The sequence below is a fragment of the Streptomyces sp. LS-MS-L19 genome (assembly GCF_058382285.1).
This window is the reverse complement of sequence record NZ_JBYCLL010000001.1, coordinates 1,006,686-1,023,447: the sequence shown is the minus strand read 5'-3', so window position 1 is coordinate 1,023,447 and position 16,762 is coordinate 1,006,686. Positions and strand designations below refer to the sequence as shown.

Annotated in this window: 11 protein-coding genes; 8 read left to right on the top strand and 3 right to left on the bottom strand. The window is 72.4% G+C overall.

The features are described 5' to 3' along the window. The first annotated feature begins 355 nt into the window (after positions 1-355). From AC2XR2_RS04495 to AC2XR2_RS04465, 7 genes are all read left to right on the top strand, one after another. Positions 356-3,298 carry an ATP-binding SpoIIE family protein phosphatase gene (locus tag AC2XR2_RS04495; RefSeq protein WP_491514339.1) on the top strand — a complete coding sequence of 981 codons (2,943 nt, stop codon included), beginning with the start codon at positions 356-358 and terminating at the stop codon, positions 3,296-3,298. A gap of 2 nt (positions 3,299-3,300) precedes the next feature. Beyond that, the gene (locus tag AC2XR2_RS04490) at positions 3,301-4,671 is read left to right on the top strand and encodes a LacI family DNA-binding transcriptional regulator (protein WP_491514338.1); all 1,371 of its coding nucleotides are present in this window, start codon (positions 3,301-3,303) and stop codon (positions 4,669-4,671) included. Between the two features lie 45 nt (positions 4,672-4,716). Further along, positions 4,717-5,949, top strand: a complete 1,233-nt coding sequence (locus AC2XR2_RS04485; RefSeq protein ID WP_491514337.1) for an ABC transporter substrate-binding protein — start codon at positions 4,717-4,719, stop codon at positions 5,947-5,949. Beyond that, positions 5,946-6,845 (top strand): carbohydrate ABC transporter permease, encoded by a 900-nt coding sequence (locus AC2XR2_RS04480; RefSeq protein ID WP_491514336.1) that lies wholly within the window; start codon positions 5,946-5,948, stop codon positions 6,843-6,845. The genes AC2XR2_RS04485 and AC2XR2_RS04480 overlap by 4 nt, the downstream gene beginning before the upstream one ends. After that, positions 6,842-7,669, top strand: a complete 828-nt coding sequence (locus AC2XR2_RS04475) for a carbohydrate ABC transporter permease (protein ID WP_491514335.1) — start codon at positions 6,842-6,844, stop codon at positions 7,667-7,669. Before AC2XR2_RS04480 ends, AC2XR2_RS04475 begins: the two co-directional genes overlap by 4 nt. Before the next feature lie 5 nt (positions 7,670-7,674). Then, positions 7,675-9,690, top strand: coding sequence for a glycoside hydrolase family 31 protein (locus AC2XR2_RS04470; RefSeq protein ID WP_491514334.1), 2,016 nt, complete (start codon positions 7,675-7,677; stop codon positions 9,688-9,690). A 98-nt stretch (positions 9,691-9,788) separates the two neighbouring features. Beyond that, entirely contained in the window at positions 9,789-11,264 is a 1,476-nt protein-coding gene (locus tag AC2XR2_RS04465; protein WP_449352794.1) for a glutamate-cysteine ligase family protein, read from the top strand. Here the strand turns inward: AC2XR2_RS04465 and AC2XR2_RS04460 are convergent, their stop codons facing one another. Together AC2XR2_RS04460 and AC2XR2_RS04455 are read right to left on the bottom strand one after the other, a co-directional pair. After that, the gene (locus tag AC2XR2_RS04460) at positions 11,265-12,362 is read right to left on the bottom strand and encodes a Gfo/Idh/MocA family protein (RefSeq protein WP_491514333.1); all 1,098 of its coding nucleotides are present in this window, start codon (positions 12,360-12,362) and stop codon (positions 11,265-11,267) included. Next, a complete protein-coding gene (locus tag AC2XR2_RS04455; protein WP_381301002.1) occupies positions 12,332-13,042 on the bottom strand; it encodes a ThuA domain-containing protein in 711 nt (236 codons plus the stop codon). Before AC2XR2_RS04455 ends, AC2XR2_RS04460 begins: the two co-directional genes overlap by 31 nt. 206 nt (positions 13,043-13,248) lie before the next feature. Here AC2XR2_RS04455 and AC2XR2_RS04450 point away from each other — a divergent pair, with 206 nt between their 5' ends. Beyond that, complete coding sequence (locus AC2XR2_RS04450) at positions 13,249-14,391, top strand: S1 family peptidase (RefSeq protein ID WP_491514332.1); 1,143 nt, start codon at positions 13,249-13,251, stop codon at positions 14,389-14,391. 97 nt (positions 14,392-14,488) lie between these two features. Here the strand turns inward: AC2XR2_RS04450 and AC2XR2_RS04445 are convergent, their stop codons facing one another. Beyond that, entirely contained in the window at positions 14,489-16,696 is a 2,208-nt protein-coding gene (locus AC2XR2_RS04445) for a protein kinase domain-containing protein (protein WP_491514331.1), read from the bottom strand. Between the last annotated feature and the right edge of the window lie 66 nt (positions 16,697-16,762).

Below are 16,762 nucleotides of genomic sequence, written 5' to 3'. Positions count from 1 at the left end.
AGCCTACGCTCGATCGGGTCGAGTTCCTGCCTCCACGTTGCCGAGCTCTCGATTGTGAGGGCCCCGTCGCGGCAGGCTCGGGCCAGGCGCCGCCCGCTATGTTCGGGGAGGCCATCGCCACGGCAGCGCATCGCAGAGCGCGCTTTGGTCGGGGTCGTGGACGCAGGTGATGTAAGTACCGGGTAGCGACTCTGATGCCGCGTTCTGGGACGCATCGGCGACCGCGTTCCGGAACGGGCGGTGCGGGACGCGTCCGGCACCTGGGTGCCTGTGGGTCCCTGGATCTGACTTGTCCGATTCCTGCCCTGCGCGCACTCTGGGCTTTGAGGCACCTCACTGCGCGAATTGAGCAAGAATGGCCACTTTTGATCAAGGGAACGGTCACAGCGGGTGGTCAGGCGAGGTCGCGACGGTCACTCTCGGCGCGGACGGCACGATCACGGGGTGGAGCGAGGGTGCCCGGCGGCTGCTGGGCCACTCCGCCCGGGAGGTCGTAGGACACGCCGCGACCTCTCTGCTGCTCGGCGCGGGCGCTCCCGAGGCGACCGGGCTCTCCCTCACCGGCTCCCAGGAATGGCGGGGCACGGCGTCGCTACGGCACCGGGACGGTCACCGCGTCGAGGCGACCCTGCACGCCCAGCCGTCACTCGACGGCGACGGCCGCATCCGGTCCTTCGTCGTCGCCCTGACTCCCGGGCCCGACCGGAGCATGATCGAGTGGGCGTTCGACCAGGCCTCGATCGCGCTCTCCACCCACACGGCCGCATCCGGCGCATGGCGCCGTAACGCGGTTGCGCAGGGCGGAACGGGCCCCGCGCACGAGGCCGGTCCCGAGGCGGGCCCCAGGTCTGATCACGAGGCGGGTCGCGAGTCCGCTGTCGAGGTCGGGCCCGCTCCCGATTCCGCGCCCGCTCCCCAGGCCGACCCCGAGCCCGCTGCCGAAGCCGGACCCGCGGCGGTCCCCGAGTCCGCTCGCGAGGCAGGACCTGGGCCCGCAACCGAACTCGCCCCCCAGGCCCGACCCGAGCCCGCCCCCCAGGCCAACCCCGAGCCCGCCCCCGAAGCCGGACCTGCAGCGGGACCCGAGGCCACTCGCCAGTGGAGTCGAGAGCCCGATCCCGGAGCTGAGCCCAAGGCCGGACCCGAGCCCGCTCCCGAAGCCGGACCTGCAGCGGGACCCGAGGTCACTCGCCAGTGGAGTCGAGAGCCCGATCCCGGAGCTGAGCCCAAGGCCGGACCCGAGCCCGCTCCCGAAGCCGGCCCCAAGCCCGCTCCCGAAGCCAGCCCCGAGCCCGCTCTCCGGACCAGCCCCGAGCATGCCCCCCACCTCCAGGCCACGCTTCCCCCCTCCTCCGACGACGGCTTCCTCCACTGTGTCCGGCGGGTCGCCGAGGAAGGCATCCCGATGCGTTACGAGTGTCTGGCGCCCGAACCGTCCTGTGCCCCCGGTGCCGTACCCGTCGCCGTCGCCCCCCTCCCGGACGCCCGCCACCGTGCCTGGGTCATCGAGCTCTGGCCCGTTCGTGACCCCGCCACCGGTGAGATCGTCGGTGTGGGGACCGCCGCTTTCGACAGCAGTGACCAGCACGCCGCCCGGCAGCGGCTGGTCCTGTTGCAGGAGGCCGGGGCCCGGATCGGGACCACCCTGAACGTGACCCGCACCGCCCAGGAACTCGCCGACCTCGCCGTCCCGCGGCTCGCCGACTTCGTCAGCGTGGACCTCCTCGACTCCGTGCTGCGCGGGGAGGAGCCGGTGCCGGGGCCGGTCGACGCGGCCGTGGTGCTGCGCCGCGTCGCCCACCAGTCCGCCGCCGAAGGGGAAGCCGTGCCCGAGGCCGCCATCGATCTCGGCGGCATGGACACCTACCCGCCGTTCTCGCCGCCCGCCCGCTGCCTCGCCGAAGGGAAACCGGTGCTCAGCGGCGCCGACGACCCCGACTTCGCGCGCTGGATCGCCGACCACGAGGCCCGCACCGCACGCAACGAGGAGTACCGCTTCCACTCCGTCATGGCCACCCCGCTGCGCGCCCGGGGCATCACCCTCGGCGTCGCGGTCTTCAGCCGGATCGGTGGTTCCCCGCCCTTCGAGGCGGACGACCTGATCCTCGTCGAGGAACTCGCCGGCCGGGCCGCGGTCGGCGTCGACAACGCCCGCCGCTACACCCGCGAACGCACCAACGCCCTCACCCTCCAGCGCAGCCTCCTGCCCAGGGACCTGCCCCGGCAGGCGGCCGTCGAGGTGGCGTACCGCTATCTGCCCGCCGGGAGCGGCGCCGGAGTCGGCGGCGACTGGTTCGACGTCGTGCCGCTGTCCGGCACCCGCGTGGCCCTGGTCGTCGGGGACGTGGTCGGGCACGGCATCCACGCCTCCGCCACCATGGGCCGGCTGCGCACCGCCGTCCGCACCCTCGCCGACGTGGACCTGCCCCCGGACGAGCTCCTCACCCACCTCGACGACCTCGTCACCCATCTCGCCACCGACAGGGAGGACATCGCCCCCGACGAGCCCTATCTCGTCAGCGGCGAGATCGGCGCGACCTGCCTCTACGCCGTCTACGACCCCGTGTCCCGGGTGTGCACCTTCGCCAGCGCGGGGCACGTCCCGCCCGTCGTCCTGCTCCCCGACGGCACCGCCCGGGTGGTCGAGCTGACCCCGGGGCCGCTGCTCGGCGTCGGCGGGCTGCCCTTCGAGTGCACCGAGGTGGAGCTGCCCGAGGGCAGTTTGCTGGCCCTCTGCACCGACGGCCTGGTCGAGGCGCGTGACCGTGACGTCGGCCTCGGCCTGGAGCGGTTGCGCGCGGCGCTGGCCGGCCCGGTCACCTCGCTGGAGGCGACCTGCGACACGATCCTGCGGGCCCTGCTGCCCGCGACCCCCGCCGACGACGTCGCCCTGCTCCTCGCCCGCACCCGCGCCCTGCACGCCGACCAGGTCGCCGCCTGGGCCCTGCCCTCCGACCCGTCGATCGTGGCCGACGCCCGCGCCCAGGCCACCCGCCAGCTCACCGCCTGGGGCCTGGAGGAGGCGGCCTTCGTCACCGAGCTGGTGGTGAGCGAGCTGGTCACCAACGCCATCCGCTACGGCGCCGTACCCATCGGCCTCCGGCTGATCCGCGACCGGACCTTGATCTGCGAGGTCTCCGACGCCAGCAACACCGCGCCCCACCTGCGCCGCGCCCGCACCTACGACGAGGGCGGGCGCGGACTGCACATGGTCGCCCAGCTCACCCAGGGCTGGGGCACCCGCCAGGGCCCGCTGGGCAAGACCATCTGGGCCGAACAGTCCCTCCCGGCCGGCTGACCATGACCCCGCACACCAGAACCGACGAGCCGGTCCCCGACACGCCCACGCCGGGCCCCACCGACGCCGGCACACTCACGCCGGGCTCCACGGACGTCGGCACACTCACGCCGGGCTCCACCGACGCTGGCACGCCCCCGCCGGGCCCCACCGGCGGAGACACACTCACGCTGGATACCGCCGGCGCCGACACGCAGCCGCCGGACCCCACCAGCGAGGGGCCGCCCACGCCGGGCCCGCCCGGCCGAGCCGCACCCACGCCCGGCCCCACCGGCGGCCGCACGCGCAGCCAGAGCCCCACCGACGGTGGCACGCCCACGCCGCCCCCCACCGGGGCCAACATGCAGCCGCTGGGCCCCGCCGGCGTCGGCGCGCACAGGCCAGGTCCGACCGACGGTGCCACGCCCACGCCGCCCCCCACCGGCCGACCCACGCCCACACCCCCACCCGCCCCCACCACCGGCGGCACCCACACCCTAGGACTCCTCTACCCCCCCGCCGGCCGCCTCCGCGACTACACCACCATGCAGCTCGCCTTCGTCGGTGGAGTGGCCGAGACCGCCGCCGCGCACGGTTACGATCTGCTGCTCGCGCCCGCCGGCGACCAGGACGACCCCTCGTTCCGGCGGATGGTCGACGAGCGGCGGGTGGACGGTGTGATCGTCATGGAGATCCGCCGTGAGGACGACCGCGTCGAGCGGCTCGCCGAGGCCGGCTTCCCCTTCGTGGCCATCGGCCGCAACCACCGGGCCGACGTGTCCGGCTGGGTCGACCTCGACTTCGCCGGACTGGCCGGCGGCTGCGTCCAGCACCTCGCCGACCTCGGCCACCGCAGGATCGCCTTCGTCAACCGGTCCGAGCAGCTCTTCAACAGCGGCTACGGCTTCGCCCGGCTCGGCGACGAGGGCTACACCGAGACGATGAAGAAACTGCTCCTCACCCCGCGGACCTACCTCTGCGGCGACGACCTCGCCTCGGGCGAGCGCGTCGTGGAGCGGATCCTGGCCGACGACCCGGCGACGACCTCCCTGGTCACCCTGAACGAGGCCGCCCTGGAAGGCGTCTACCGCGGCCTCACCCGCAACGGCCGCAGCGTGCCCCGCGACTTCTCCGTCGTCGGTGTCGCCGCCAGCCCCTGGGCCGAACAGGTGAACCCGCCCCTGACCGCGGCCGACATCCCCGCCAAGGAGATGAGCCGGGTCGCCGTCGACCTGATGCTGCGGCGGCTGCGTTCACCCGACGCGCCGCCCCGGCACGTCCTGCTGAAACCCCTGATCACCCTGCGCGGGAGCACGGGCCGCTGCCCGTCGGTACCGGGCTCGGAACCCGAGACCGACCTCCCCGATTTCCCCGATATAGACCTGGATTTCTGATACGCCGGTTTCTGTGCCCGATCATCGAACCTCTGGGAGCAGACCATGTCGTACCCCGTCGACCGCCGCGGTTTCCTGCGGGTCTCCGGCGCGGCTGCGGCCACCGCCGCCCTCGGTCTGGCCTCGTGCAGCTCCACCGAGTCGGGTCCGGTGACCCTGCGCTGGTGGGACTACTTCACCCTGGACAACTTCCAGCCCGGAATGAACCGCCTGATCAAGGACATCGAGGCCGGCGTCCCGGACGTCAGGATCGAGCGCCGCAGCTTCCCCTTCGCGGAGCTGGAACGCCAGATCACCCTGGGCGCGATCTCCGGCGACCTGCCCGACCTCGCGATCGTCGACAACGTCTCCATGAACACCCTCGGCGGCAGCCGGCTGCTCGCCGACCTCACCGCGAGAGTCGAGAAGTGGGGCCAGGGCGACCAGTACTACAAAGGCCCCTGGGACGGCTGCCAGGTCGGCGGAAAGACCCTCGGCATCCCCAACAACAGCAACTGCCTCGCCCTGTACTGCAACACCCGCATGCTCAAGGCCGCCGGCGTCGAACCCCCCACCACCTGGGACGAACTCGCCTCCGCCGCCCAGAAGCTGACCAGCGGCGACCGTTACGGCCTGGCGCTCAGCGCGATCAAGACCGAGGAGGGAGTCTTCCAGTTCCTGCCGTTCCTCTGGCAGGCGGGCGGCGACCTGGACACCTTCCGCACCTACGGCGCCACCGCCCTGGCCTTCCAGGACGAACTGATCGCCAAGGGCTCCCTGTCCGAGCAGTGCGTGGGCTGGACCCAGCAGGACGTCAACACCCGCTTCCTCAACCAGCGCGCCGCGATGCAGATCAACGGCCCCTGGCAGATCCCCACCCTCAAGAAGGCCGACTTCGACTGGGACGTCGTCGCCCTGCCCCGCGACAAGGAGGCCGCCACCTGCCTCGGCGGGGAGAACTGGGTCGTCATGGCGAGCAGCAAGCACATCGACAAGGCGTGGGAGGTCCTGGAGTACACCCAGCGCCCCTCGGTCCTGGTGCCGTACCTGGTGTCCTTCGGTGAACTCCCCGCCCGCAAGGACCTCGCCGACCGGGGCAGCTGGGCCTCCGACCCGGCCCTGCGGCTCTTCCTCAGCCAGCTGCCCCTCGCCCGGCCGCGCCAGTACGGCGCCCACTACGCCGAGGCCTCGCAGGCCGTCGGCGAGGCGCAGCAGGCCGTGCTCACCGGGTCCGCGTCCCCGTCCGCGGCGGCCAGGACCGCGGCCGGGAAGATCGACAAAGCCCTGGACGAGCAGTGAAACAGCCCTCGGCGCGCCGCACCCGCACCGGCTACCTCTTCTGTCTGCCGGGCCTGGTCTTCCTCGCCCTCTTCCTGGCCTACCCGCTCCTCTACAACGTCTGGACCTCCGTCCACGACGTCGACCTCGGCCAACTCCTGGGCGGAGCCGAGCGGTTCAACGGACTGGACAACTACCGCAGCGTCACCGACGACCCGGCCTTCTGGGACTCCGTGCGCCTCTCCCTGGTCTTCACCCTGGCCTCGCTGCTGCTCCAGTTCACGATCGGCTTCGCCCTGGCCCTGCTCTTCGCCCGCCCCTTCCCCCTGAACGGCCTGCTGTGCTCCCTCCTGCTGGTCGCCTGGCTGCTGCCCCCGGTGGTCAGCGGCACCCTCTTCCGCTGGATGCTGGACGCGGAATCCGGCGCCTACAACGCCCTGCTGGAACCGTTCGGCCTGTCCCACGACTGGCTCACCGACCCGTCCACGTCGATGGCCGGAGTGGTCTTCGCCAACGTCTGGGTGGGCGTGCCCTTCAACATGCTGCTGCTCCTGGTGGGCCTGCACACCATCGACCCCGCGCTCCACGAGGCCGCCGAGATCGACGGCGCGAGCGCCTGGCAGCGCTTCCGCCACATCACCCTTCCACTGATGCGGCCCGTGTCGGTGACCGTCCTCCTCCTCGGCCTCCTCTACACGTTCAAGGTCTTCGACCTCGTCTTCGTGATGACCGGCGGCGGCCCCGTCGACGCCACCCGCGTCCTCTCCCTCTACGTCTACGAGGTCTTCTTCACGTTCTTCCGGTTCGGCCAGGGGGCGGCGGCGGGCCTGCTGCTGCTCGTCGTACCGCTGCTCGTGGGCGTGTGGTACGTACGACGGCTGCGGCGTGAGGAAGAGCCGGCGGGGGGTGCCGTATGAGAGCCGCCCGCCACCCCTGGCTGCTGACCGCGGCCGCCACGGCCGTCACCGCGGTCTTCCTGCTGCCGGTGTACTGGATGGTGAAGACCAGCCTCACCCGCCCGGAGCGCATCGAGGCGCCGGACCCGCAGTGGGCCCCCGGCCCGGTCACCGGCGAGAACTACTCGACGGCCCTGGGCTACGAGGGCCTGACCCGGGCCCTGCTCAACAGCCTGGTCATCTCCAGCGGGGTGGTCGCGCTGACCCTGCTGCTCGGCGTCCCGCTCGCCTACGCGCTCGCCCGGGTCCGGATGCGCGGCTCGGGCGCCATGGTGCTCGCGCTCCTCGTCGCCCAGCTGCCGCCCGCCATCGTGCTGGCGGCCCCGCTGTTCATCCTCGAACGCCGGGCCGGGCTCACCGACACCTACCTGGGTCTGATCGCGGCCGACACCACCCTGACGCTGCCCTTCACCGTGATCGTGCTGCGGCCGGTGATGCGCGGTGTCTCCCCGGAGCTGGAGGAGGCGGCCCTGGTGGACGGCTGCGGGCTGCCCGGTGTGCTGCTGCGGGTCGTCCTGCCGCTCATGGCGCCCGGTGTCGTCGCGGCGGCCGGGCTGTCCTTCCTGATCGGCTGGGGCGAGTTCCTGTTCGGCCTCACCCTCGCCCAGAGCCCGGACGTCCAGCCCGTCACGGTCCTGCTGAACGCCTTCGTCGGACAGCACGGGACGTCCTGGGGCGCCCTGATGGCGACCGCCACCCTCATCAGCGTCCCGGTGGTGTGCGTCTTCGCCCTGTTCCAGCGCTTCATCGTCGGCGGGCTCACCACGGGCAGTGTGAGGGGCTGATCGCCATGCATCCTCGCGACCGCACCCCCTGGGTGGCCCCTCCTCCGTCCCTGGTCCCGGTCGCGCTCGACCCCCTGGCCGGCGCCCGCGTCACCCGGGCCGGCCAGGACGGGGTGACCCTCGACGTCCGCACCGCGTCCGGCCGTACCGGAACCCTCCTCCTGCGCCCCGCCACCGCCAACTCCCTGCGGATCACCCTGCGGTTGGACGACGTGCCCGCGACACCCCGGGTGTCCGTCGTCACCGCCCCGACCGACACCCGCTGCACGGTCGAGCAGTCACCGGACACCCTCACCCTCCGCCTCGAGTCACTGCGTCTCACCGTCCATCTGGCGCCTCTGACGGTCGAGTTGGCGGACTGTCACCTGCTCCAGGCGACGGAGGTGAGCGACCCCAGCGACCGCACGACCGTCCTGCCCCTCGGTGTCACCACCCTCGCGGACGGCCGACTCGCCCACCACGACAGCTGGTTGACCGAGCCCGACGAGCACTTCTACGGGCTCGGCGAGCGCTTCACCGGCCTTGACCTGCGCGGCCGGCAGGTCGACTGCTGGGTCGAGGACGCCCAGGGCTCGACCGGCACCCGCTCCTACAAGGCCGTCCCCTTCCTGCTCTCCAGCCGGGGTTACGCCGTCCTCGTGGACACCACCACCGCGGCCTCCTTCGACCTCGCCCACAGCAACACCGGCGCCTGGTCGCTGATGGTCCCCGACGAGGAGCTCGACTACTACCTGATCTCCGGCACCCCCGCCGAGTGCCTGGGCACCTACCGCGACCTGACCGGGCCCGCCCTCCTGCCCCCGGCGTGGGCCTTCGGCCCCTGGATCTCCGGCGGATTCCGCCCGGACAGCGCCGCCGAGGTGCGCGAGCGGGCCCGCCGGATCCGTGAACTCGGCTTCCCCTGCGACGTGCTGCACATCGACACCTACTGGCAGCGGCACGGCTGCTGGTCGGACCTGGAATGGGACACCGAGGCGTTCCCCGACCCGCGCGGACTGCTGGCCGACCTGGCCGGACAGGACTTCCACGTCTCCCTCTGGATGAACCCGTACATCAGCGTCGACAGCCCGTACTTCGCGGAGGCGGACCGCAACCGCTGGTTCCTGCGCACCACTTCGGGCGCCACCTGGACCGGCCAGGTCTGGGGCGGGGCGCACCCGGACTCCGCCGTCCTCGACCTGACCCACCCCGACGCCGCCGACTGGTTCCGGGACCGCGTCCGCCGGGTCCTCGCCGACGGGGCCGCCGTCCTGAAGACCGACTTCGGCGAGGCGGTCCCCGCGGCGGCGGTGGCGTACGACGGCATGACCGGCGACCGGCTGCACAACCTCTACCCCCTCCTCTTCAACGACCTCGTCGCCGAGGTCACCCGGGAAGTGGCCGGCCACGGCCTGACCTGGGGCCGCTCCACCTGGACGGGCGGCCAGCGGCACGGCGCCAAGTGGACCGGCGACCCCAACGCGAGCTGGCAGGACCTGGCGTCCACCCTGCGCGCGGGCCTCTCGCTGTCCTTCTCCGGGCACCCCTTCTGGAGCCACGACATCGGCGGGTTCCACGGCACGCCCGACCCCGAACTCTTCGTCCGCTGGGCCCAGTTCGGGCTGCTCTCGCCGCTCAGCCGGTTCCACGGCATGACGTCCCGGCTGCCCTGGGACTTCGGCGAGGAGGCCTACGCGGCCGTCCTGCACGCGGCCCGGCTGCGCGCGAGCCTGCTGCCGTACGTCCGCTCGGCCGCCGCCGACGCGGTCCGCACCGGGGAGCCGCTCGCCCGCCCCATGGCCCTGGACCACCCCGGCCGCCCGGACGCCCACGCGGCCGACCTCCAGTACCTGCTGGGCCCCGATCTGTTGGTCGCCCCGCTGTACGCGCCGGGAGGGCGGCGGCAGGTGTGGTTCCCGCCGGGGGAGTGGCTGCCGTACGCGGGCCCGGGAGGGCCGATCACCGGCCCCGCCTGGCGTGGGGTGCGCATCCCCCTCGGCGCCGCCCCCCTCTGGCTGCGCGGCGGGGCACACGTTCTGTGAGCGGCGCGTCGCACACCGCCCGCCGACTGTTTGGCGAGCCTCTTTGGTGGGACCCTGGGACGGAAGAGGTATCCGCCGAGGGCACTCGGGAGGGCCCGATGGGACGTGACGTGCCGGCCCTGGTGTTCACGCGGGAGGACCGCCGACGGTACCGGGACAAGATGCACACCTGCCTCGACGTCCTCGCGCAGATGCTGCGCGAGTCCGGGTTCGAGAGCGAGCGGCCGCAGGTCGGGCTGGAGATCGAGCTCAACCTGGTGGGCGCCGACGGCCTCCCCGCCATGCGGAACACCGAGGTGCTCCAGGCGATCGCCGACCCCGCCTGGTCGACCGAGCTGGGCCGCTTCAACCTGGAGATCAACATCCCGCCCCGCCGGCTCCTGTCCGGCGGCCCCGGCTCCTGGGAGCAGGAGATCCGGGACGCGCTCAACCACGCCGAGGAACGAGCCGCGGCGGTCGGCGCGCACCTGATCATGGTGGGCATCCTGCCGACGCTGGGCGAGTCGGACGTGGGCGAGACCGCCCTGTCCGGCGATCCGCGCTACCGGCTCCTCAACGAGCAGATCTTCGCGGCCCGCGGCGAGGACCTGCGCATCAAGGTCGACGGCGTGGAACGCCTCGCGATGTACGCCGACGCCATCACCCCCGAGGCCGCCTGCACCAGCACCCAGTTCCATCTCCAGGTCGCCCCCAAGGAGTTCGCGGCCTACTGGAACGCCGCCCAGGCGGTAGCGGGCGTCCAGATCGCCCTCGCGGCCAACTCGCCCTACCTGTTCGGCAAGGAGCTGTGGCGCGAGACCCGCATCCCGCTCTTCGAGCAGGCCACCGACACCCGCCCCCAGGAGATCAAGGCACAGGGCGTACGGCCCCGGGTGTGGTTCGGGGAGCGCTGGATCACCAGCGTCTTCGACCTGTTCGAGGAGAACGTCCGCTACTTCCCGGCCCTCCTGCCGATCTGCGACGAGGAGGACCCGCAGCGGGCCCTCGACGGCGGCGGCGTTCCGGAACTGGGCGAACTCACCCTGCACAACGGCACGATCTACCGCTGGAACCGCCCGATCTACGCCGTCACCGACAGCGGCCCGCACCTGCGCATCGAGAACCGGGTGCTGCCCGCCGGACCCACGGTCGCCGACATCATCGCCAACGGCGCCTTCTACTACGGCCTGACCCGCGCCCTCGTCGACGAGGACCGGCCGGTGTGGACGCGGATGTCCTTCTCGGTCGCCGAGGAGAACCTGCACACCGCGTCCCGTGACGGCATCGACGCCCGCCTGTACTGGCCCGGAGTGGGCGAAGTGCCGGTCACGGAACTGGTGTTGCGGCGCCTGCTGCCCCTCGCCCACCGGGGTCTGGAACTGGCCGGCATGGACGCCGAGTGGCGCGAGCCCCTGCTCGGCGTCATCGAGCAGCGCTGTGTCACCGGCCGCAACGGCGCGCTGTGGCAGGCGGAGACGGTCCACCACCTGGAGAAGGCGGGCTGCGACCGCCAGGAGGCGCTGCGGCGGATGACGCTGATGTACATGGACTACATGCACCTCAACGCACCCGCGCACACCTGGCCCGTGGACTGATCAGCGCCACTTCTCCGCGGGCGTCAACGGCACCGCCAGCGGCCGCTCCACCGACGTCGACAACTCGATCCGGCGCCCCTCGGCCGAGGAGCGCAACAGCGCCGTCATCGTCTCCAGGACGTGCAGGGCGAGTTCACCGCTCGCCCGCGCCGCCCGCCCGTCGTCGGCGGCGACGAAGTCGAGCAGCCCGACGCCCCGCGTGCCACCGACGTACCCGGCCGAGGGCGGGAGGCCGCGCCAGTCGGCCGCACCGAGCTCCAGGAGCCGTACCTCGCCGTCGAAGTGGTTGGGATCCGGGACCGTGAGGGTGCCCCTCTCGCCGTGCACCTCGATCGGCGCCGCCGTGCTGGCCACGCCGTCGAAGCTGGTCGTGAGCGTGGTCAGGGCCCCGCTTTCGTGTTCGAGGACACCGGAGACATGGCTGTCCACCTCGACCGGGATCCGCTCGCCCGCGCGGGGTCCCGAGCCGATGACCCGTTCGGAGCGCAGCCGGCTCGACGCCCCGATCACGGCACGCACCGGGCCCAGCAGATGCACCAGCGAGGACAGGTAGTACGGCCCCATGTCCAGCAGTGGGCCGCCGCCGGGGGCGTAGTAGAAGTCGGGCTGGGGATGCCAGCGTTCGTGGCCCGGGGTGACCATGACGGCCGCGGCGAAGAGGGGGCGGCCGATGGCACCGGCCTCCACTGCCGCCCGTGCCGTCTGGATCCCGGTGCCGAGGACCGTGTCCGGAGCGCAGCCCACCCTCACGGATGCCTTCGCCGCGGCCTCCAACACCGCGTGGGCGTCGGCGAGTTCGGCGGCCAGCGGCTTCTCGCCGTAGACGTTCTTGCCGTGCGCGACGGCGCCGAGCGCGACCTCCGCGTGGGCCGCGGGAATCGTCAGGTTCAACACCGTGTCCACATCGGGGCTGTTCAGCAGCTCCTCGACGGACAGCGCCCGGACGCCCGGCAGTTCGGCGGCCACGGCGGCCGACCTGGAGGCGTCGAGGTCGGCGACCGCGGTGACCCGCACCGCGGCACGGCCGACGAGCGTGTCCAGGTAGGCGCGGGAGATGACGCCGAGCCCTACGACGCCGATGCGGTGCGCGTCGCCCACAGCATGCCCCTCTCGATGACGGTACGGACGTTCGGGTTCTCCAGCACGTCGAGGCTGTGCCCCGGGGTCGTCACCACGACCCGTCCGGCGCCCCACTGCCGGGTCCAGACCGCCGGTGAGGTGACCGGGCGGTGCCAGGGCTGCCAGGACCGCGCCGGGTGGGTGGTGGTGGCCAGCACGTCGATCAGGTCGTCGTGCAGGACCCAGTACTGCTCGGTGTGCAGCTCGAAGTCCTCGATCCCCGCCGTGATCGGATGCTCACGGCCGAGCTCGGTCACGGCGATGGTGTGCGGGAGGAAGTTGTCGGCCTCGCCCCCCTGACGCTCGCACGGTTCCTTGCCGGGGTGGGTCGCGAACTGTCCGCCCACGAGGTGGAGATAGTCGGAGGAGGCCCGGAAGGAGTCGGCGATCCCGCCGTGCCAGCCGGTGAGGCCGGTCCCCGCCACCACCGCCGCGGTCAGCCCCGACAGCTGCTCGGGCTTGATCTCCGACATCGTCACGCACTGCACGACGAGGTCGGTCCCGGCCATGGCGTCGGCGTCGGCGTACACGTCGGTCGACTCCTCGACCCGGACGTCGTAGGCATGGTCACGGAGGAAGGGCAGGAAGAGCTCCGTGGCCCGGACCGGCTGGTGCCCCTCCCAACCACCGCGAACCACCAGGGCTTTCTTCCGCGTCATCGCTTTCCTTCAGGTGCGGGGAGCAAGGTCTCCCTACTATCGCCCGCGATCTCCGCCCGACAAAGGGGTGCCGGGTACACGAAAATTTCGCGCTGAAATTGGTATGGACCTGACAGGAAGGTGCGGTTAGGCTCTGCCGGGCCACACCACTGAGAGCGCTCTCAGAGAACACTGCCATCCCGTTGGTACAACGAAGGGCAATCTCCATGAGACGCACCCGCATCCTGCGCGCGGGCCTGGCCGTCCTGCTCCTGCTCGGCGCCGGCGCGACCGCCGCCACGACCCCCGCGACCGCCGAGGAGAAGGCCCCCGCCTCGGCCGGCCTCCTCACCGCGATGCAGCGGGACTTCGGCCTCTCGCGCCAGGAGGCCGAGACGAGGCTCGCCGCCGAGAAGCAGGCCACGGCCGTGGAGCCCGTGGCACGCAAGGCCGCCGGCGAGTCGTACGGCGGCTCCTGGTTCGAGGCCGACCGGGGCACCCTCACCGTCGCCGTCACCCCCGGCGCCTCCGCCGGAACCCTCCGGGACATCCGCGCCACCGGCGCCGCCGTCCGCACGGTCGCCCACAGCGCCCGCGAACTCGCCGCCACCCAGGCCAGGATCGACAAGCTCCCCGCACCGGACGCCGTCAGCAGCTGGCACGTCGACCAGAAGGCCAGCACGGTCGTGGTGAACGTCGTCCGCGGCCGACAGGGTGACAACGATGTCCGCGCGTTCGTCGCCAAGGCCCGCAAGGCAGGCCCCGTCACCGTGCACGAAGTGGCCTCCGCGCCCACCACGTTCGCCGCCGGCACCGTAGGCGGCGACCCCTACTACACCGGCAACGTCCGCTGCTCCATCGGCTTCTCCGTCCACGGCGGCTTCGTCACCGCCGGGCACTGCGACCAGCACACCGGCAGCGTCTACGGCTGGGACCGCAGCTACGTCGGCAACTTCCAGGGCTCGTCCTTCCCGGGCGACGACTACGCCTGGGTCAACGTGGGCAGCGGCTGGTGGACCGTCCCGGTCGTGCTCGGCTGGGGCACCGTCTCCGACCAGCTGGTGCGCGGCTCCAACGTGGCACCCGTCGGCTCCTCCATCTGCCGCTCGGGCTCGACCACCCACTGGCACTGCGGCACGGTGCTCGCGATGAACGAGACCGTCAACTACAGCCAGGGCGCGGTCCACCAGATGACCAAGACCAGCGTCTGCGCCGAACCCGGTGACTCCGGCGGCTCGTTCATCAGCGGCGACCAGGCCCAGGGCGTCACCTCCGGCGGCTGGGGCAACTGCTCCAGCGGCGGCGAGACCTGGTTCCAGCCCGTCAACGAGATCCTCAACCGCTACGGGCTGACCCTGCACACCTACTGATCCGTCCCACAGGCCGTGGGCCGGGCACATGTGCCCGGCCCACGCCCTGCTCCCTGCCCGGCCCACGTCCTCCGCTCAGGGGACGCACGTCCTCCGCTCAGGTGACGTCCGGCACCGAGAAGACGCCCGGGCCGGTGACCCCGTACAGCACATCGCCCACCAGCAGCGGTGGCACCGAGCTCGGGGACAACTCCTCGAAGGAGCGGCCCGCCGTGTCGAAGGACGGGGAGGTGCGGCCGATCTCCTTCCCCGTCCGCGGGTCCAGCGCCAGGATGCTGGTGTCCGGCATCGTCACGTACAACCGGCCGTCGTGGTAGGACGGTTCGCTGAAGACGCGCAGGTCGCGCGAGCTGGACCACAGGGGCTTGCCGCGCTTGACGTCGAGGGCGAGCAGCGTCTCGTTGCCGTAGTCGAAGATGTACAGCGTGTCGCCGTGCACCAGCGGTGGCGCCTCCGGCTCGACGCTCCAGGGGAAGTCGATCCGGCGGGTCCTGCCGCTGCCCAGGTCCTGGACGAAGAAGTCGGCGGAGACGCCCGAGTCGTCCTGCCAGCGGGCGTAGTAGGCCGTGCTGTCATGGATCGTGGCGAGCCAGAGGTCGCCCTTCGGGGCCGTCACGCTGCTCAGTGTCCGGCCGGTCCGCGCGTCGACCCGGGCGATACCGCCGGAGCCGCCGCGCAGGTCCGCGTAGAGGGTGCCTTCGGGGCCCTCGTAGAGGGGGCTCGGCGAGGAGGTGCTCAGCTCGCGCCGCCACAACTCCTTGCCCGTGCGCGGCTCGTACGCCGCATAGCGCGCGGAGCCGGAGGAGTCCAGCGGGTCGAGGCGGACGAGCAGGGACCCGCCCAGGTACTCGAAGTCGCCCAGTGGGCCCTTCAGTTGCCACAGGAGCTCGCCCGTTCTCGCGTCGTACGCGTCGACGCCCTGCGAGCGGTCCGCGCCGTAGACGAACACCGTGCCGTCCCGGACCACGGGCTGCCGCAGCGTGAAGCCGTCGACCTGCTTGCGGCTCATGGGCTTCGTCCAGTCGGTGTTTCCCGAGGCAGGGTCCAGCCGCATCAGCGCGACCTGCTCGGAGGCGCAGAAGACGCCGAGCGCGTCGGGGGTGCACGAGGGACCGAGACCCATCGGCTGGTCCTTCCCGTCCGAGCCCAGCGCGTTGTGCCAGGGCCGCCAGCCCGCCGGGGCCGGGCCGGCGGAGGATGTCCGCGGGGCGGCCGGCACGGCGTCGTCGACCGTGCTCACCGGGTCGTCGGTCACCACGGCGACCGCGGCCGCGCCGGTCCCGCCGAGGAGGGCCACCACGGCGACGGCGGCCCACAGCCTTCGTCCGCGATGCCCGCGGTCCGTGCTGTCTCGGAGAAGCAGGCGGCGCCTGAGAGGCCCGGGCCGGACGGCCTCGGTGCCACCGAGCGGCGAGGTCACCGTCTCCGTCGGCGGGATCTCCGGGGCCGGGGTGGGTTCTTCGGCCGGTGTTCCGTCGGTCAGCTCCTCGGGCAGCGCTGCCAGTGCCTCCAGCACCTCACCCGACGTGGGCCGGTCCGCGGGCTCCTTCGCGAGACACCGGGCGATCAACGGGCGCAGTCCGCCGGGCAGTTCACCCAGGCGGGGCTCGCCGTGCACGGTGTTGTACGCGGCCAGGTAGGCGTTCTCCGCCTCGAAGGGGCTGTGCCCGGTGGCCGCGTACACGAGGACCGCGCCCAGCGAGAAGACGTCCACGGCGGGGCCGACCTCGTGCGGTCGGCTGAACTGCTCCGGGGCCATGAAGGGCGGCGATCCCATCACCATGCCGGTCTGGGTGCGCACATCGCTGTCGGCCGCGCGGGAGATGCCGAAGTCGATGACCCGGACCGCCCCGTCGTCGCCCTCGCCCTCCAGCAGCAGCACATTGCTCGGCTTGAGATCCCGGTGCACGACCTCCGCGCGGTGGATCTCCCGGAGCGCCTCGGCGAGTTCGGTGCCGAGGCGGCGCAGCGCGGGCCACTCCAGCGGTCCCACCTCGTCGACCCGGTCGGCGAGCGTCCGGCCGGGGACGAACGCCGTGGCCATCCACGGCCGTGCCGCCTCCGGGTCGGCGTCCACGACCGGTGCCGTGAAGGCGCCGCTGACCCGCCGGGCGGCGGCGATCTCCTGCCGGAACCTGGCCCGGAACTCCGGGTTGTCGGCGTAGCGGGTGTGGACGACCTTGACGGCGACGGCCCGTCCCGACGCCGATCGGCCGAGATAGACGACACCCATGCCGCCGGTCCCGATCCGCGATTCGATCCGGTAGCCGCCGACGGACTCCGGATCGTGCTCGCGCAGGGTCACCGTGTCTCCCTCACCGCTCCTGGCCTGGACGGCTGCGGTCCGGACCCTTCTGACAGGGACCCCTCA